The sequence below is a fragment of the Conexibacter sp. DBS9H8 genome, from assembly GCF_023330685.1.
In the GTDB taxonomy this organism is placed as follows: domain Bacteria; phylum Actinomycetota; class Thermoleophilia; order Solirubrobacterales; family Solirubrobacteraceae; genus Palsa-465.
The window spans coordinates 3030620-3047119 of sequence record NZ_CP097128.1; the positions used below are offsets into that span (position 1 = coordinate 3030620).

Annotated in this window: 18 protein-coding genes; 5 read left to right on the forward strand and 13 right to left on the reverse strand. The window is 72.5% G+C overall.

What is annotated here, in order from left to right:
* Nucleotides 1–14: 14 nt before the first annotated feature.
* The gene (locus M3M55_RS17660; RefSeq protein WP_371878703.1) at nucleotides 15–377 is read left to right on the forward strand and encodes a type IV toxin-antitoxin system AbiEi family antitoxin domain-containing protein; all 363 of its coding nucleotides are present in this window, start codon (nucleotides 15–17) and stop codon (nucleotides 375–377) included.
* Nucleotides 374–955 carry a hypothetical protein gene (locus M3M55_RS14460; RefSeq protein ID WP_371878704.1) on the forward strand — a complete coding sequence of 194 codons (582 nt, stop codon included), beginning with the start codon at nucleotides 374–376 and terminating at the stop codon, nucleotides 953–955. The genes M3M55_RS17660 and M3M55_RS14460 overlap by 4 nt, the downstream gene beginning before the upstream one ends.
* On the opposite strand, the gene M3M55_RS14465 is transcribed toward M3M55_RS14460, so the two are convergent.
* Nucleotides 915–1709: a type III pantothenate kinase gene (locus M3M55_RS14465; RefSeq protein WP_249010207.1), complete on the reverse strand. Its 795-nt coding sequence runs from the start codon at nucleotides 1707–1709 to the stop codon at nucleotides 915–917. The genes M3M55_RS14460 and M3M55_RS14465 overlap by 41 nt on opposite strands.
* Nucleotides 1710–1732: 23 nt before the next feature.
* Between M3M55_RS14465 and M3M55_RS14470 the strand changes: the two genes are divergently transcribed.
* On the forward strand, nucleotides 1733–2443 hold the full coding sequence (locus M3M55_RS14470) for a glutathione S-transferase N-terminal domain-containing protein (RefSeq protein WP_249010208.1): 711 nt from the start codon (nucleotides 1733–1735) through the stop codon (nucleotides 2441–2443).
* A gap of 115 nt (nucleotides 2444–2558) precedes the next feature.
* On the opposite strand, the gene folK is transcribed toward M3M55_RS14470, so the two are convergent.
* The 4 genes from folK to M3M55_RS14490 form a co-directional block, all read right to left on the reverse strand.
* Nucleotides 2559–3071, reverse strand: coding sequence for a 2-amino-4-hydroxy-6-hydroxymethyldihydropteridine diphosphokinase (folK, locus tag M3M55_RS14475; protein ID WP_249010209.1), 513 nt, complete (start codon nucleotides 3069–3071; stop codon nucleotides 2559–2561).
* Nucleotides 3068–3502, reverse strand: a complete 435-nt coding sequence (gene folB / locus M3M55_RS14480; protein ID WP_249010210.1) for a dihydroneopterin aldolase — start codon at nucleotides 3500–3502, stop codon at nucleotides 3068–3070. Before folB ends, folK begins: the two co-directional genes overlap by 4 nt.
* A 101-nt stretch (nucleotides 3503–3603) precedes the next feature.
* Entirely contained in the window at nucleotides 3604–4446 is an 843-nt protein-coding gene (folP, locus tag M3M55_RS14485) for a dihydropteroate synthase (RefSeq protein ID WP_249010211.1), read from the reverse strand.
* On the reverse strand, nucleotides 4443–4811 hold the full coding sequence (locus tag M3M55_RS14490) for a hypothetical protein (RefSeq protein ID WP_249010212.1): 369 nt from the start codon (nucleotides 4809–4811) through the stop codon (nucleotides 4443–4445). Before M3M55_RS14490 ends, folP begins: the two co-directional genes overlap by 4 nt.
* Nucleotides 4812–4908: 97 nt before the next feature.
* On the opposite strand from M3M55_RS14490, the gene M3M55_RS14495 reads away from it, so the two are divergent.
* Nucleotides 4909–5619: a hypothetical protein gene (locus M3M55_RS14495; protein WP_249010213.1), complete on the forward strand. Its 711-nt coding sequence runs from the start codon at nucleotides 4909–4911 to the stop codon at nucleotides 5617–5619.
* 88 nt (nucleotides 5620–5707) lie between these two features.
* On the opposite strand, the gene M3M55_RS14500 is transcribed toward M3M55_RS14495, so the two are convergent.
* The 5 genes from M3M55_RS14500 to M3M55_RS14520 form a co-directional block, all read right to left on the reverse strand.
* A complete protein-coding gene (locus M3M55_RS14500) occupies nucleotides 5708–6622 on the reverse strand; it encodes a LysR family transcriptional regulator (protein WP_249010214.1) in 915 nt (304 codons plus the stop codon).
* Between the two features lie 19 nt (nucleotides 6623–6641).
* Nucleotides 6642–8564 (reverse strand): ATP-dependent zinc metalloprotease FtsH, encoded by a 1923-nt coding sequence (gene ftsH / locus M3M55_RS14505; protein ID WP_249010215.1) that lies wholly within the window; start codon nucleotides 8562–8564, stop codon nucleotides 6642–6644.
* A gap of 76 nt (nucleotides 8565–8640) precedes the next feature.
* Entirely contained in the window at nucleotides 8641–9180 is a 540-nt protein-coding gene (gene hpt / locus M3M55_RS14510; protein WP_249010216.1) for a hypoxanthine phosphoribosyltransferase, read from the reverse strand.
* Entirely contained in the window at nucleotides 9164–10168 is a 1005-nt protein-coding gene (gene tilS, locus M3M55_RS14515; RefSeq protein WP_249010217.1) for a tRNA lysidine(34) synthetase TilS, read from the reverse strand. The genes hpt and tilS overlap by 17 nt, the downstream gene beginning before the upstream one ends.
* 28 nt (nucleotides 10169–10196) lie before the next feature.
* Nucleotides 10197–10625, reverse strand: a complete 429-nt coding sequence (locus tag M3M55_RS14520; RefSeq protein ID WP_249010218.1) for a hypothetical protein — start codon at nucleotides 10623–10625, stop codon at nucleotides 10197–10199.
* Nucleotides 10626–10650: 25 nt separating this feature from the next.
* Between M3M55_RS14520 and M3M55_RS14525 the strand changes: the two genes are divergently transcribed.
* A complete protein-coding gene (locus M3M55_RS14525; RefSeq protein ID WP_249010219.1) occupies nucleotides 10651–11400 on the forward strand; it encodes a hypothetical protein in 750 nt (249 codons plus the stop codon).
* On the opposite strand, the gene M3M55_RS14530 is transcribed toward M3M55_RS14525, so the two are convergent.
* The 3 genes from M3M55_RS14530 to M3M55_RS14545 form a co-directional block, all read right to left on the reverse strand.
* Nucleotides 11293–11817, reverse strand: a complete 525-nt coding sequence (locus M3M55_RS14530; RefSeq protein ID WP_249010220.1) for a 4'-phosphopantetheinyl transferase superfamily protein — start codon at nucleotides 11815–11817, stop codon at nucleotides 11293–11295. The two genes, M3M55_RS14525 and M3M55_RS14530, sit on opposite strands and share 108 nt — an antisense overlap.
* Nucleotides 11818–11832: 15 nt before the next feature.
* Nucleotides 11833–15723 (reverse strand): Pls/PosA family non-ribosomal peptide synthetase, encoded by a 3891-nt coding sequence (locus M3M55_RS17450; protein WP_305883307.1) that lies wholly within the window; start codon nucleotides 15721–15723, stop codon nucleotides 11833–11835.
* Between the two features lie 149 nt (nucleotides 15724–15872).
* Nucleotides 15873–16310 carry a hypothetical protein gene (locus tag M3M55_RS14545; RefSeq protein ID WP_249010221.1) on the reverse strand — a complete coding sequence of 146 codons (438 nt, stop codon included), beginning with the start codon at nucleotides 16308–16310 and terminating at the stop codon, nucleotides 15873–15875.
* Between the last annotated feature and the right edge of the window lie 190 nt (nucleotides 16311–16500).

Below are 16500 nucleotides of genomic sequence, written 5' to 3' on the forward strand. Positions count from 1 at the left end.
GTGTTCCAACTGTCGTGCAATCTTCACCCCGGCCACCCGCCGGTTCACGATCAGGGGCGTACAGCGCACCAAACCCTGCCCGGGCCGTCGTCACCCTCGGCAATTGCACGGTTTGGGTCGTTCCCGGGGCCCGTGAGCGTGTCCGCAACGCGCTCGCGATCGCCGAGCACCAGCGCGGCCTCGTCAGCACCGCCCAACTGCTGGCCGCCGGATGGACAGCGAGCGCGACCCGGAGCGCAACCGGGACCGGACGGCTGATCCGGATCCGGCGCGGGGTGCACCGCTCCGGCGGGTCAGCGGCCGCCCCGACGTCATCTTCCACCGCTTCCAGGACCTCCTTCCCACCGACCTGCGGACCCTCGAGCGTCTGCCGATGACCACGGTGGAGCGGGCGCTGCTCGACGCAGCCGGCGCCCTTCCCGCCCGGACGCTCGCCCGGGCTCTGGATGAAGCCGTGGCCGCCCGGTGGACGAGCCGAACGAAGCTCCGGGAGCTGCTGGACCGAGTTTCCCCGTGCCCGGCCGTCCGCCTTCTTGCCCAGCTCGCCGACCCCGGCCGCCCGAGCGGGCTCACCGAGTCTCGGCTGGCCGAGCGTGCCCTGGCCCTCATCGCCGCCGCCCAGCTGCCGGCCCCACACACGGAGGTCGAGCTCTTCGGCTACCGGGCCGACGCCTACTGGCCCGAGGCGGCCCTCGTGCTGGAGATCGACAGCTTTGGCTTCCACGGCCTGATGCGGGAGAACTTCAACCGGGACCGGCTCAAGGATCGGACGCTGGGGCGACACGGCATCGCCGTGGTGCGCTGGAGTGAGGACGACGTCGCGCGCCGCGGGCTGGAGATCATCGCCGCGCTTGCCACGACGATCGCCCGGCGGCATGACGGGCGCCCGCGCGACAGCCCGCACACCCGCCCACCTACTCCCGGTTACGCTCCCAGATCAGCCGCAGCCCGGTGAGCGTGAGGAACGGGTCGAGCGCCACCTCGATGCCGCGAACGAAGGGTACGACCGCTCCCGCGAGCCCACCGGTGGCGAGTACGGGAGTGTCGGCGCCCAGCTCGTCGCGGAGGCGGGCGACGATCCCCTCGAGCTGGCCGGCGTAGCCGTAGGCGACGCCGGCGCGGATCGCCTCGACCGTCGACTTGCCGATCACCGCCTTCGGCGCGACGATGTCGACCTTGGGGAGCTTGGCGGCGCGCTCATACAGCGCATCGAGGGAGATCTCGGCACCCGGGGTGATGATCCCGCCGAGGTACTCACCCGCGTCGGAGATGATGTCGTAGGTGATCGCCGTACCGAAGTCGACGACGATCGCGCAGCGCCCGAGCCGGTCATAGGCGGCGATCGAGTTGACGAGCCGGTCAGCGCCGACTTCGCGCGGGTTGTCGATCCGGATCGGCATGCCGGTCTTGATCGCCGGGCCGACGACGAGCATCTCATGGTCGAGGTATGAGGCGGCCATCAGCGTCCACTGGTCGTTGAGCTGGGGCACGGTCGAGGAGACGATCGAGGCGTCAATGTCGGCGAACCCGAGCCCGCGGAGGGCGAGCAGGTTCGACAGCGCAGCCCCGAGCTCATCCCGGGTCGACTCGCGCACGGTGGCAAAGCGCCACTCCTCGAACACGGTCGTCTCCCCCGCCCCGAACACGCCGAAGTGGGTCTGGGTGTTGCCGACGTCGACGACGAGCAGGTAGCCAGCGCTGTGAGGCACCGCGTGAATATAGGCTCTCGCCGGTGAACATCCGTCTCTACGTCATCCATAACTCTCACCCCTGCGACGCGGTCGCCCGCGCGCTCGAGCTCAAGGGCCTCCCCTACCGGACCGTCGAGTGGCCCCCGCTGCTGCACACGGTCGCCCAGACGGTCATCTTCGGCTCCCGCACCGTGCCGGCGCTGCGCCTCGACGAGGAGAAGATCCAGGGCACGACACGGATCTTCCATCGACTCGACGCGCTCGTGCCCGAGCCCGCCCTGTTCCCGGCGCAACGCCCGGCGGTCGAGGTGGCCGAGCGGTGGGGCAACGAGGAGTTCCAGCAGGTCGCCCGCGACCTCATCTGGGCCGCCGCCGGCCACCATCCCGCCGCGCTCGTCTCCTATACGCAGGGCTCGCGCCTGCCGCTCCCACCGGCGCTCGTCAAGCTCAACGCGCCGCTGATCGTCGCCGCCGAACGGCGGCTGCAGCGCACCGACGACGCGACCGGCCGCCGGCGCCTCGCCGAACTGCCCGGCCAGATCGAGAAGATCAACGCGTGGATCGAGGACGGGACGATCGGGGACCTCGCCCACCCCAACGCAGCCGACCTGCAGATCCTCTCGACCGTCCGCCTGCTCGCAAGCATCGGGGACGTTGCGCCGCTGCTCGCCGCCAGCCCCGCCCTCGACCTCGCGCTCGCCCTGTTCCATGGGCCGGTCGGCGGGTCCCTCCCCGCCGGCGCGCTCGCCTAGGCGGCGCCCGCCCGGCACGCTCGTGCCCTCCCGTCCGACAGCGTCTCCGGCGCCCGGACGGGCGCGCGCGTGGCCGGTGCCGCCCGCCTGTGAGCGGGCGGCCCGGGGCGGCGGCTCAGAGCAGCGGGGGCCCGGCGACCCGGACGGCCTGCCCCTCGAGGGTGGCGAGCGCGTCGGCGAACCGGACGCCGCCGGGGACCCCCAGGTCGGGGTCGAGTTCGAGCAGCGGCACGAGGACGAAGCGCCGCTCGGTCAGGGCCGGATGCGGGAGGGTGAGCCGCGGGGTCTCGAACGCGAGATCACCCAACAGGAGGATGTCGACGTCGATCACCCGGGGCCCGTGACGGACGACGGTGGGGTCGCGCCCAAGCGCGCGCTCGAGCGCCTTGACGGCATCAAGCAGGTCGAGTGGCGCGAGGGTGGTGGCCACCCGCAGGCAGGCGTTGAGAAACGCGGGCTGGTCGAGGACCAGCCCCACCGGCTCGGTCTCATAGACCGAGGAGGCGGCGCGCACCTCGACCCCGGCGGCCACGAGCCCGTCGAGGGCGGCGCGCAGGTTCGCGCGCCGGTCCCCGACGTTGGAGCCGAGCCCGAGGTAGCCGACGACCGGGGCGGCGCCGGCGCTCACGCCTCCCGCCACACCTCAACGGAGACCTCACTGACTGGGAGGGCGATCGGCGGCTCGGGCTTGGCCGCCTTGATCCAGATCGCGTGAACCTCATACTCCTCCAACAGCCGGTCGGCGATCGCCCCGCACAGCCGTTCGAGGGTGCGGTAGGAGCGCTGCTGGGCGACCAGCGCGACGACGTTGCAGACCTCGCCGTAGTCGACGGTGTCCTCGATCCGGTCGGTGATCGTCGCGTCGGACTCACCGATGTCCATGCGCACGTCGATTAACAGGCGCTGGCCGATCTCGCGCTCGGCGGCGGTGACCCCCATGTGCGTGTAGAGGGAGAGCCCGCTGATCTCGATCGTCACCTCCGGTTCGGGATGGCCCTCATCCTCATCCTCATCCTCATCGGACTCGGCGTACTCGTCGTCCAGCTCGTCATCTGCCATCGGGATCCCTTCCTTCCAAGAGCCGCGCACGGGTGAGCGGGCCAGCTTAGACAGTGGGGCTTATCGACGGGGCTCGCCCGTGCGGGCGGGGACACCGGGGCTCAGTCGGGCGCGAACGTCGCGGCGGTGACGGTGAGCGCGTCATGGACGGGGGCGACGTCATGGACGCGGAAGATCCGCGCCCCGCGCTCATAGGCGATCACGTTGGTGGCGATCGTGGCGGCGAGCCGGTCGGCGGGCGGGCGCCCGCCGGTGAGCGCCCCGAGGAAGGACTTGCGGCTCGTGCCGATCAGGATCGGGCGACCGAGACTGAGCAGTTCGTCACAGCGGCGCAGCAGGGTGAGGTTGTGGGCGACCGTCTTGCCAAAGCCGATCCCGGGGTCGAGGATCACCCGCTCCTCCGGCACCCCCTCGGCGACCGTGAAGGCGAGGCGGGCCTCAAGGAAGGCCTTGACCTCTGAGACGACGTCGCCGTACACCGGGCTGGCCTGCATCGTGCGGGGCTCCCCGCGCATGTGCACGAGACAGACCTGAGCCCCGGCCTGGGCGGCGAGACCGGCGAGCTCGGGGGCGTGGCGGAGGGCGGTGACGTCGTTGAGCAGGGTCGCCCCGGCGGCGAACGCGGCCGCCGCGACCCCGAACTTGGACGTGTCGACGCTGATCCGGACCGGGGCCGGCACGGCGGTGAGGGCGGCGGCGAGACCCTCGATCACCGGGATCACCCGGGTGGTCTCCTCAGCCTCGGGGACGGGGTCGGCGCCCGGCCGGGTCGACTCGCCGCCAACGTCGAGGATCGCCGCCCCCTCCCCGACGAGTGCGAGTCCGTGGGCGATCGCCGCTTCCGGGTCGAGGTAGCTGCCCCCGTCGGAGAACGAGTCGGGGGTGACGTTGACGATCCCCATCACCGTGAACGGGGCGCCCACGCGGGCCTCGGGCTCGCTCACCGGGATGGGCCGGCCGGGCCCTGTTCCCCGGGCCAGCGACCGGTGCGGGCGAAGTATTCGCGCGCCTCCTCCTCCCGCTGGCGGTCCTTGCCGTCCCGGGTCGTCATCCGCATCAGCCAGCCGACCATCCAGATCATCAGGGCGACGACGAGGGCGGTCACCCCGAGGATGCTGTCGATCGAGCGCTGCCCGGTCGGGTAGGTGCTGAACACGCTCGCGCCCGACGTCGTGTCGCTGACGTTGGCGATGTGGCCCTGTCCCCGCACGATCAGAACGATCCCGACGACGGCGATCGCGAGGGGCACCCCCCAGCGGACGGTGAGCACGAACCAGCGGGCACGGGGGGGCCGGGACGGGGAATCCATCCTCCTGACGGTACCGCGCCGCTGCGGCGGCGAAGAGCCAAGAGGGTTCTCATCCGCCTCCAAGCGCCGCTTTACCGCCACGACCGACAGTGAGGACATGGCGACCTCTGACACCTATCCGTCCCGCCAGCGCTCCCGACCGCGGGCTGACTACCGCTCCCGCTCCCGCGTGCGGGCTCGACGCCGCAGCCTGTTCGGCGGGGGACCGGCTGGTAACGAGCAGCTGACCGCGGTCACCGGCGTGATCCTCCTCGTCCTGTTCGCGTTCATCGGGATCACGATCCTGCGGATCGGCCAGATGCTGTGGCTGCACCTGTTCGTCGGGGTGCTGCTCGTCGGGCCGGTCGGGCTCAAGCTCGCCACCACCGGCTACCGGTTCACCCGCTACTACACCGGGAGCGCCGTCTACCGGCGCAAGGGGCCGCCCCACCCGATGCTGCGGATCCTCGGGCCGTTCGTCATCTTGACGACGCTTGGGGTGCTCTTCTCCGGCCTGCTGCTGCTGCTCGTCGGACCGACTTCCTCGAACCTACTGCGCCTCTTCCACAAGGCGACGTTCATCCTCTGGCTCGGCGCAATGGGCCTTCACGTCCTCGGCCACCTCGCTGAGCTCCCCGACGCGGTCAGGGCGGTCAGCCACGAACAGCGCCGCCGCGACGACCTACCAGGCACGCGCGGGCGGGTGATCGCGCTCATCGTCGCGATGGTCGCCGGCCTCATCCTCGCCCTCATCTTCCTGCCCGACGTCAACGTGTGGAGCCACACCGGCCTCTACCCGGCCGGATACGCGGCCCACCTCGGGCACTGACGGGTCCGGAGCGCCGAAGCCACGGGCGCCCGAGAGGCGTGAGCGGGGAGACGGGCGTCTGAGCGTCGTCGCCGGAGCCACCGGCGCCTCAGAGCGGTGACGGGAGGATGGCCAGGCGCTCGAGCCAGCGCCAGAACGCGGCCGCCGGGGCGGCGTGGGGACCGCGCGCGCGACGAACCGCCTGCAGCGCCCGGCTGAGATCGAGGCCCTGGATCGGCACCGCCGCGAGGGTGCCCGCACGCTGCTCGGCCTCGACCGACAGCTCGGAGATGATCGCAAAGCCGCCCGCCGCGATCGCCCGCTTGAGGCTCTGCAGGCTCGCGACCGACAGGGCCGGGGCGAGGGAGATGCCGGCGGCGGCGAGCGCGCTCTCGGCGACCGCCCGGGTGCCCGACAGCTTCTCCCGAGTCAGGTACGGCTCGCCGACGAGCTCGGCCGGAGCGATCGCCCGGCGCCGGGCCCAGCGGTGGTCGGCGGCGATCACGACGACGAGCCGGTCGTGGGCGAGGGTGAGTACCTCAAGCCCCTCGAGCGGGTCGAGCCCCTCCACGAAGCCGATCTCACTCTCCCCCTCCCGGACGGCGTGGACGACGAGGGCGGAGTTGACCACCTCCAGCTCGCCGTGCACCCCGGGCAGCTGGGTACGGAAGCTCGCCATCCAGCCGGGGAGCAGGAACTCGCCGACGGTGAAGCTCGAGCTGAGCCGCAGCTCCCGGGTCTCCCCGGCGGCGGTGAGAGCCGCCCCGGCCTCCGACAGCGCGGCGAGCGCCTGCTTGGCGAGCGGGTAGAGCCGCTTGCCGAGGTCGGTCGGTTCGACGCCGCTGTGCCCGCGCGTGAGCAGCGGACCGCCTCCGCGGCTCTCGAGGCGCTGGATCCGTTTCGTCGCCGCCGACTGGGTGAGGGCGAGCGCGTCCGCGGCCCCCTGCACGGTGCCGCTCTCGATCGCCGCGACGAACGCGGCCAGTTCACTCCCAGGCAGGGGATCCGCGTCAGTGAAGGTCATCGACCTTGGCGGAGAACCTCTACTCGGAGGCGAGGCCGGGCCGCGGCAGGGGCCGCGGTGCGGTCTGAGGCACCCGCTCGGGGGAGGCGGGCAGCTGCGGGGGCGGCGGCGCCTCCGATCCGAACACCGCCTCCTCCGAGGAGCCGGCGAGCAGAGCCTCGAACTGGTCGGCCTCAATCGTCTCACGCTTGATGAGGATCTCGGAGATGCGGTTGAGCGCTTCACGGTGGTTGGCCAGCAGGCCGAGGGCCTGCTGGTGGGCGCCCTCGACGATCCGGCGGATCTCGGTGTCGATCTCCCGGGCGATCTCATCGGAGTAGTCCGGTTCGGTCCCCATGTCGCGGCCGAGGAACGGCTGGCCGTGGTCGTGACCGAACACGCGCGGACCGAGCCGCTCGGACATGCCGTAGCGCATCACCATCTGCTTTGCCGTCGCGGTCACCTTCTCCAGGTCGTTGGAGGCGCCGGTGGTGATCTCACCGAAGACGATCTCCTCGGCCGCCCGGCCGCCGAGGGTCATCGCCATCGTGTCAAGCAGTTCGGCGCGGGTGGTGAGGAACTTGTCCTCCCCGGGCATTGAGATCGTGTACCCGAGCGCCTGGCCGCGGCTGATCACCGAGATCTTGTGGATCGGGTCCGAGTGGGGCAGGTAGTGGCCGACGATCGCGTGCCCCATCTCGTGGTAGGCGGTGATCCGGCGCTCGCCCTCGGACATCACCCGCGTCTTCTTCTCGGGGCCGGCGATCACGCGCATGATCCCCTCCTCGAGTTCGATCTGGGTGATCTCCCGCTTGCCGTTGCGGGCGGCGAGGAGTGCGGCCTCGTTGACGAGGTTGGCGAGGTCGGCCCCGGTGAAGCCGGGGGTCTGCCCGGCGAGCGCCTCCACGTCGATCTCCCGGGCGAGCGGCTTGCCGCGGGTATGCACCTCGAGGATCTTCTTGCGGCCCGCCCGGTCGGGCCGGTCGACGACGATCTGGCGGTCAAAGCGGCCGGGGCGCAGCAGCGCCGGGTCGAGGATGTCGGGCCGGTTCGTCGCGGCGATGAGGATGATGTTGTCCTTCATCTCAAAGCCGTCCATCTCCACGAGGAGCTGGTTGAGGGTCTGCTCGCGCTCGTCGTGCCCGCCGCCGAGGCCGGCACCGCGGTGGCGGCCGACGGCGTCGATCTCATCCATGAAGATGATGCACGGACTGTTCTGCTTCGCCTGCTCGAACAGGTCACGGACGCGGCTCGCGCCGACCCCGACGAACATCTCGACGAAATCCGAGCCCGAGATCGAGAAGAACGGCACCCCGGCCTCCCCGGCGACCGCGCGGGCGAGCAGGGTCTTGCCCGTACCGGGCGGACCGTAGAGCAGCACGCCCTTGGGGATGCGGGCGCCGAGGGCCTGGAACTTCTTCGGGTTCTCGAGGAACTCCTTGATCTCATGGAGCTCCTCAACCGCCTCATCGACGCCGGCGACGTCCCGGAAGGTGATCTTCGGTGAGTCGACCGCCATCCGCTTGGCCCGCGACTTGCCGAAGCTCATCACCTTCGAGCCGCCGCCCTGGACCTGGTTCATCAACAGGAACCAGAGGCCGAACATCAGCACGAACGGGAGCATGTAGGTGAGGATCGAGATCCACGCGCTCGAGGATTTGTCCTGGAACTGCGCGGCCTGGGGGCCGTCGTGCTTGATCAGCTCCTGGGTGAGGACCTGGGTCATGTTGTCGGGATAGCCGACCGAGTACTTGCCCCCGCCGTTGCGCAGCACGACGGCGACGCTGTTGTCCTTCTGATCGAAGTTGGCCGACTGCACCTGGCCCTTCTGGACCTGGGTGACGAACTGGCCGAAGGTGTAGGAGGTGCCCGAGTGGGAGCCGCCGATCAGCTTCTGGGCGAAGAACGCGAGCACGACCACGATCAGGATCGGGAACAGCGCGCTCTTGAAGAATCGGGTCATCGCGGTGCGTCTCGCGCCGCGGTCCACCCTGATTGGGCGGTCCCGCGGTGAGCGGGAAACGCCAAGCCTAGCAACCTCATGGCTGGCGCAGAGCGGCGACGAACGGGAGGTTGCGGTAGCGCTCGGCGTGATCGAGCCCGTAGCCGACGACGAAACGGTCCGGCAGCTCGAACCCGACGTAGCGGGGTGAGGACCGCACCTGGCGGGCGCCCGGCTTGATCAGCAGCGCGCACACCTCGAGGCTCGCCGGGTTGCGGGCGGCGAGGTTGCGCAGCAGGTACTGCAGGGTGAGGCCCGAGTCGACGATGTCCTCGACGATCAGTACGTCGCGACCCTCGAGCGGCATGTCGAGGTCCTTGAGGATCCGCACGACGCCCGAACTCTTGGTCGCCGAGCCGTAGCTGGAGATCGCCATGAAGTCGACCTCGCAGGGAACCGTCAGCGCCCGCATCAGGTCGGCGAGGAAGAAGATCGCCCCCTTGAGCACGCCGATCAGGACGAGCTCGCGGTCGGCGTAATCGGCGGAGACCTCGGCGGCGAGCTCGCGCACCCGGGCGGCAAGCGCCACCTCAGAGACGAGGATCTCCCCGACCGGGTCGTCACTGGGGGTGGGCACCGTCGGATTGTGTCAGCGATGTGATCGGGGCGTCCACTCGCGGTGTCCGCTCGAACGCCAGCCGGCTCGCCCGGGTGCGCGCCCGCACTCCGCCGGGCAGGTCGAGCGCGGCGTCGGGCCCCATCGCGACGATCTCCCCGAGCCGCCGGGCGACCCCGGCGGCAGGGCCGCCGGCGGCGGCGTCGGCGAGCCGCTGCACCGCGACGGCGGCGAGCCCGGGCGGCCAGGCGGCGAGCTCGGTGAGACCGACCTCCTCACGGCCGTCGAGTCGCTCGCTGACCAGCGCCTCGACGACCGCGTGCTCCTCGGCGACCCGCCGGGCGAGGGCGAGCACGTTCGCCGCCGCCCCCGGGTGCAGTTCGGTGAGCAGCGGCACGAGCTCGTGGCGAATCCGGTTGCGGACGAAGACCCCCTCGGCGTTGCTCGGATCCTCACACACGGCGAGGCCCCGCTCGACGCAGTAGCGGGCGGTCTCGGCGCGGGTGACCGCCAGCAGCGGCCGGATCAGCGGGCCCGAGCGCCGGGCCATCCCGGCGAGCGCCCGCGGCGAGGGTGAGGAGATGAGCCGATAGAGGACGGTCTCGAGCTGGTCGGTCGCCGTGTGCCCGGCGGCGATGTCGCCGCCGCCGGCCCGTTCGTGGGCGGCCCGGTAGCGGACCTCCCGGGCCCAGGCCTGGAGGTTGCCCGGCCGCGTCCGGGCGGGCGGACGCACGACCTCGAGGGCCACCCCGAGGGCCGAACAGGTCGCCTCGACCTGGGCCTGATCGGCCTCCGCGCCCGGCCGCAGGCCGTAGTTGACGTGCAGAGCGCGGACCGCGTCGGGGCCACACAGGGCGACGGCGAGGTGGAGCAGGCAGGTCGAGTCCTGGCCACCGGAGAGGAGGACGAGCACCCGGCGGCCGGCGGCGAGCAGCCCACCGGCGGCGACGAGCGCGGTCACCGCGTCGGCGTCCCGAGTCAGCACCGCCTTGGCGTCGCCCGTCCCCACGCCGCCGGGGTGCCCTCTCCCGGGCCCCTCAGAGCTCGAGGTGGGCGTAATCGCGGGTGATCAGGTCCCGGTAGCGTGCGAACAGCGGCCGCAGCATCGGCTGGATCGCCAGTGCCGCCTTGACGTCACCGCTCGCCCGGATCCGGCGGCGGGCGATCGCCAGCGCGACGTCCTCGCGGCCCTGGAAGTAGCGGTTGGCCGTGTCGGAGGCCATCACCATCATCACCTTCGGGTTCCAGGCGACCTCGTCACTCCAGTCCCAGACGAGGTTTCCCTCTCCGCTGTCGGGCATGCCCGAACGGATGTTGACGACGAGGTCGACGTCGGAGAACTCAAAGCGCTGGGGGGTATCGGCGTCACGCAGGCGCGGGCCGATCTCCGGATCCTCGCTCATGATCTGGAAGGTGCGGTCCATGACCTCGCGAAACTCCGCGGAGGAGGAGAAGGTGGCGCTCACGACGGGTGAGTCTAACCTCGCCGCGGTGAGCATCCACCTCCACCCTACCGCCGGGCTCGCCGAACGGGTGCTGCTGCCCGGGGATCCCGGCCGGGCCCTCCGCCTCGCCCAGGAGCTGATCGACGGCCCGCTGATGTTCAACCACCACCGCGGCCTGTGGGGCTACACCGGCCCGGCCCGCCTCGACGGCGCTCCGCTGACGATCCAGAGCACCGGCATGGGCGGTCCGAGCGCGGCGATCGTCATCAGCGAGCTGATCGGCCTCGGAGCCCGGCGGCTGCTGCGGGTTGGAACCTGCGGCGGGCTTGATCCCGACCTCGGGCTCGGGGCGCTGCTGATCGCGACCGAGGCGATCGCCGACGACGGGACGAGCGCCGCGCTCACCGGCGGCCGCGCCCGGATCGACCCGTCCCCGGAGCTGCTCGCGGCCCTGCGCGGCGCGGCGGCGCCGGCCGTCGGGGCCGACCCGGCCGTCGGCCCCGACGCCACCCGCTCCGATGCGGACGCGGCCGTCGGGCCGGTCGTCTCGACCGACCTCTTCTACGACGCCGAGGACCGGCACGCCGACTGGCGGGCCGCCGGCGCGCGGGCGGTTGAGATGGAGGCGGCGACGCTGTTCGCCCTCGGCGCGCGCCACCGGGTCCAGACCGGTGCGCTGCTGGTGATCTCAGACCGGCTCGGGGCCCCGGCCGGGCATGTCCGCATCGGCGAGGACGCCCTCGAGGCTGCGGAGTCCCGGCTCGGCGCGGTCGCCGTCGCCGCCCTCACCGGGTAGCGCCCAGCAGACCCAGCCGACGAACCCGTCGGGGAGATCGAGGGGACGCGCGCGCCAGCGGCCGCTTGCTCCGCCGGGCCAGAAGCGCGGTGACTCGAGCCGGCGCGGGTCATAGGCGACCGCGTCCCCGAGCGCCTTGGCGAGCGCCTCCTTCGAGGACCACAGCGACGTGATCGCGCGCGCGTCCGCGCCACTCAGCGCCGCCCGCTCGCTCGGAGTGCAGATCGAGGCCCAGAACCCCGGCTCCAGCGGCCCGACCGCCTCGATGTCAACCCCGACGGGGCCGTCGTGGACGGCGACGAGCGCGTAGGGGGCGCTGTAGGAGCGGCTCACCCGGCGCCCGGGCGGGGAGGCGCGGCGGGCCTCCGCGCGCCCGCCGCGCAGCAGGGTGACGACGGGTTCGGCCGCCGCGCACACGCCCGAGCGTCGGTTTCAGCCGGCGACGTCGGCGACGACCGGGGTACCGACCCAGCGGGTCGCCTCGGGCAGCTCCTCGCCCCGGAGAACGACGGAGTGGCCCCCGACGACGGTGCGGGCCCCGAGGACGGTGTCGGGGAGGACCGCCGCGGTCGGCCCGAGCGTCGCCCCGGCGCCGAGGCGCGTCGGGCCGATCCGCAGCAGCCGGTCGTGGAAGAGGTGGGTCATCAGGCAGGAGCCGCGGTTGGCGACCGCCCCGTCGGCGAGGTCGATCATCTCGTACTCGGTCACCGCGGCCGTCTCGATCCACGCCCCGCGCCCGACCTTCGCGCCCATCGCGCGCAGGTAGATCGACATCAGCGGGGTCCCGAGGCCGAGGCCGAGCAGGCCCGACACCGCGAGCTGCTCCTGGGTGGCGTTGAGGAACTCGTCCCGCCAGACGAAGAACGACCACAGCGGATGCTCCCCCGGCCGGTAGCGGCCGATCAGCAGCCACTTGCAGGCGACCGTCACCGCGCAGGCGACGACACCGCCGGCGACGAGCACGAACGGCGCGCCGAGGCAGGCGAGCCACACTCCGGCGCCGCGGGCGAGGAACCCGATGGCGAGCAGCTCGCCGACCCCGATCGCCGCGACGGTCAGGTTCGGCAGGAACAGCCGGGCGATGTCCATCGCGAGGCGCCCGGCGACGAGGTGGCGGGGCGGATGGTGGGTCCGGGTCGGGTCAGCACAGTCGGCGGCGCGGGGCAGCTCGAGCGCCGGGACGCCGAGCCACGAGGTGCCGTCCGGCGGGGTGAGCGGAGCGAGGGTGAGCACGCCGACGAGTGAGTCGTTGCCGATCCGTGTGCCGCCGCGGAGGATCGCCCCGGGGCCGAGGAAGCTGCGGTCCCCGACGCTGACGCCGTCAACATGGATCCAGCCGTGCCGGGCCCGGACGCCGCAGAAGCCGATGTCGTCGGTGCTCTGGCAGTAGGCGCCGAAGCGGACGAGCGGGTTGAGCCCGGTCGCGGTCGAGATCTCGCTGCGGCTGCCGACCTCGATCCCCATCAGGGCCAGCCACGGGCGCGTGAGCAGGGAGGCCCACATCGCGAACAGGAACGTCGAGCCGGTGTCGAGCAGCACCCCGCCGAACCACAGCGCCCAGCCGATCAGCCCGTACTCGGGGTGGTAGCCGGGGGTGACGAGCTTCCACACGAGCCGGAGGGCGACGGCGAGCAGGATCGCCGAGCACGGGATCCACAGGGCGACGTCAAGGAGCACCTCGCCGGCGGTGAGCAGCGGCGAGGTGCCGAGGCCGGGCAGAACCCCGCCGATCAACCACAGCAGGGCGAGTCCGGGGAGGGCAGCGGTGGCGAGCAGGGCGTCGGTGAGCAGGACCGACAGCGCGAACAACCAGCGGCGCGACCCGTGCGGGTCGGTGAGCAGATCCGGCGGCGCGGCGGGCCAGAACTCACCGGCCCGGCCGAGCCGGACCGCCGGGACGCCGCCCCAGCGCTCGCCGGCGGGGATCTCCCCGCGGACGACGCTGCCGGGCTCGATCTCCGCGTCGGCGCCGATGACCGCGCCCGGCTCGAGCAGCGTCCGGGTGCCGACCCGGGCGCCGGCGCCGACGTGGATGGAGCCGACGACGAGCGATTCGGAGTCGATCCACCAGCCGCGGGTGTCGACGGCCGCCTCGATCGTCGCCCCCGCCCCGATGTGGAGCAGCGAGCCGGCCTCCGGGACGGTCGCCAGGCGCGCCCCCGGGCCGACGTCGGCGCCGACGAGCCGGGCGTAGCTGGCCGCCCACGGTGTCCCCCCAAGCCGGTCCGAGCGGGTCGCCTCTCCGAGGCGGTGGACGAACCACAGCCGCCAGGCGAGCCACGAGTCACGCCGGTAGCGCCCCGGCGCGAGGTCGGCGAGCAGGACACGGGAGGCGATGATCTGCAGGCCGATCTTCGCCGGGGCGGTCGCCAACAGCAGGTAGGCGACCCCGAGGGCGACCCAGCTGACGTGCGGCAGCCCGGCCCCGAACAGGTTCGAGTAGGCGAAGGCGAAGAGGACGAACGGGACGGCCGTCAGGGTGCTGAGGGCCACGACTCCGGCGATCTGGGCGGCGCCGAACCAGCGCGCCGGTGCGGTGCAGGCGCCCGCGCCCGCCCCGGCGTCGGCACGGCCGAGCTCGCTGAGCCGGTCGGCGAGCTGGCGCAGCGTCGGGTGGTGATAGACGTCGGCGACGGCGATCCCCGGGTACTCGCGGCGCAGCACCGAGATCAGCTTGGCGGCGGCGAGGCTCGCCCCGCCGAGGGCGAAGAAGTCCGAGTCAAGCGTGATCCGGACCGGCCCGAGCTGCTCGATCCAGCGCTCCGCGAGCCACGCCTGGTGGTCGTCGAGCGGCTCACCGTCGGCGGCGATCCCCATCGCCAACCCGGCGGCGTCCCCCCCGGCCGGCCACGGCAGCGCCTTGCGGTCGACCTTGCCCGACGGGGCGAGCGGCAGCTCGTCGAGGACGACGACGAGCGGGACGATCCCCGACGGGAGCCGGCGGGCGACGGTCGCCCGGACGCTGACCGGATCGACGTCCCCGACGACGTAGCCGACGAGCAGCGTGTTCTTGGCCGCGCTCTGGCGGACCGCGGCGGCCGCAGCCCGGACGCCCGAGACCGCGCACAGGGCCGCCTCGATCTCCCCGAGCTCGATCCGGCGGCCGCCGACCTTGACCTGATCGTCGCGGCGACCGACGAACTGCAGGCCGCCGGGCCCGTCGACGACGATGTCCCCGGTCCGGTAGGCGCGGGTCCAGCCGAGCGCCGGCACCGGGGCGTAGCGCTCGGCGTCGAGCTCGGGATCGAGGTAGCGGCCGAGGCCGACCCCGCCGATCACGAGCTCGCCGGGCAGGCCCGGAGGCACCGGCTCGCCATCCTCGAGCACCGCGACCTCCCAACCCGCGAGCGGGTGGCCGATCCGGATCGGCTCGCCGGGGATGATCGGGGCGGCGGTCGAGACGACGGTCGCCTCGGTCGGCCCGTAGGTGTTCCACACCTGCCGGCCGGCGGCGAGTCGCCAGCCGAGCGGCTCGGGGCAGGCCTCCCCGCCGAGGATGAGCAGCCGGACCTGGTGGAGGCAGGACTCGTCCCACAGGGCGGCGAGGGTCGGCACGGTGGAGACGACGGTGATCCCCCGAGCCAGCAGCCAGTCACCCAGTTCCACGCCCGCGCGCACGAGGTCACGCGGCGCGGGGACAAGGGCGGCGCCATGACGCCAGGCGAGCCAGATCTCCTCACAGGAGGCGTCGAAGCCGACCGACAGACCGGCGAGGACCCGGTCGCTCGGGGTGAGCTCCCACAGCCGCGCCTCGGCGTCGACGAAGGCGGCGGCCGACCGGTGGGTGACCGCGACGCCCTTGGGCGTGCCGGTCGAGCCGGAGGTGAAGATGATCCACGCATCATCGGCTGGGGTCGGTGGCTCGGGGGCGGGTCCACTCAGAGCCGCCCCCGCACGGGACGGGCCGCAGGGCTCGATCGCCAGGCCGTCGCGGATGACCGCGACGACGCCGGAGCGCGCGAGGATGTCGGCGACCCGTGCGGGCGGGTCGTCGGTGTCGACGGGGACGTAGGCCGCCCCGGCGCGGAGCACGCCGAGGATCGCCAGATACAGCGCGGCGGTGCCGCTGGGGACCGAGACGGCAACCCGATCACCCCGGCCGACACCGAGCCCGGCGAGCTCGCTCGCGAGCTCGCGAGCGCGGGCGTCGAGCTCGCGGTAGGTGAAGGTGGCGTCCGGCGCGTCGAGGGCGATCGCCTCCGGATGGGCGGCAGCGGTCGCGGCAAAGATGTCGCACAGGGTTCGCCGAGCCGGGATACCGGCCGCCTCCCCCGCGTCAGGCGCAGGGGCTGTGATGATCCCCGGGTGGGGCTCTGTGAGCACGTCAGATCTCCAGTGTTCGTAGCGCCGGTCGGAATCCCCGCGACCCCGACCGACAACTATCTAAGCGAGAGATCGACAGCGATGGGTGTTCAGCCCGTTAGCTGCCCGTTACGTCAAGTGGGCATAAGGTAATGGCGTCACGGGACCGGTCAGGCATCCCCGCTCTGATCACCGTCCGCCGACGTTGCGCCGAGCGACGAGCTCGACGCGGCGAGGGCCGCCTCGATCCGCTCGAGGCTCGCCTCGATCGCGGTCAGGCGCGTGTCGAGGGCCGAGGTCGAGGCGACCTTCTCAAGCCGATCGGCGATCCGGTCGAGGCCGTCCTCGAGACCCTCGATCCGCTGGGCGACCGACCGTACCCGCCGGGTGAGTCGCTCGATGTCGGCCGCCGAGGGCAGGTTGAGGGCGCTCATCGCGAGTTCCTGGGCGCGCGTCGCGCGCTCCCGGGTCTCGAACACCGTGCTGAGGGCCCCGGTGACGACCGGGCTCTGGAGCAGCTCCTGAGCGATCCGGCCGATCACCTCCTCACCCTGGCGGCGCAGGGGCCGAGCTCCGTCGCGGGCCGGATCGTCGTCGTGATCGGACATGGGGAACCCCTTCTGCTCGGGTGGCAAGGACACGCGCTGGATCAACACGCTAGCGACCCACCTCAGGTGGTGAAACGTCCCTCGCGGGAGGGGGTAGGGATTGCAAAGGTCCGGATCGAACGCTAGGGTCCGCCCCTGCGCATGATGCACAGGCCCCGGCTGGGGCGGACCGCGGGGAGAGAGAACACGT

Bases quoted from the DNA above. Each gene is read 5' to 3' on its own strand.
- ftsH (WP_249010215.1), bottom strand. From the start codon at position 8,564: ATGACCCGATTCTTCAAGAGCGCGCTGTTCCCGATCCTGATCGTGGTC.
- folB (WP_249010210.1), bottom strand. From the start codon at position 3,502: ATGGCAGATGACGAGCTGGACGACGAGTACGCCGAGTCCGATGAGGAT.
- M3M55_RS14460 (WP_371878704.1), top strand. From the start codon at position 374: ATGACCACGGTGGAGCGGGCGCTGCTCGACGCAGCCGGCGCCCTTCCC.
- M3M55_RS14495 (WP_249010213.1), top strand. From the start codon at position 4,909: ATGGCGACCTCTGACACCTATCCGTCCCGCCAGCGCTCCCGACCGCGG.
- M3M55_RS14490 (WP_249010212.1), bottom strand. From the start codon at position 4,811: ATGGATTCCCCGTCCCGGCCCCCCCGTGCCCGCTGGTTCGTGCTCACC.
- M3M55_RS14545 (WP_249010221.1), bottom strand. From the start codon at position 16,310: ATGTCCGATCACGACGACGATCCGGCCCGCGACGGAGCTCGGCCCCTG.
- M3M55_RS14500 (WP_249010214.1), bottom strand. From the start codon at position 6,622: ATGACCTTCACTGACGCGGATCCCCTGCCTGGGAGTGAACTGGCCGCG.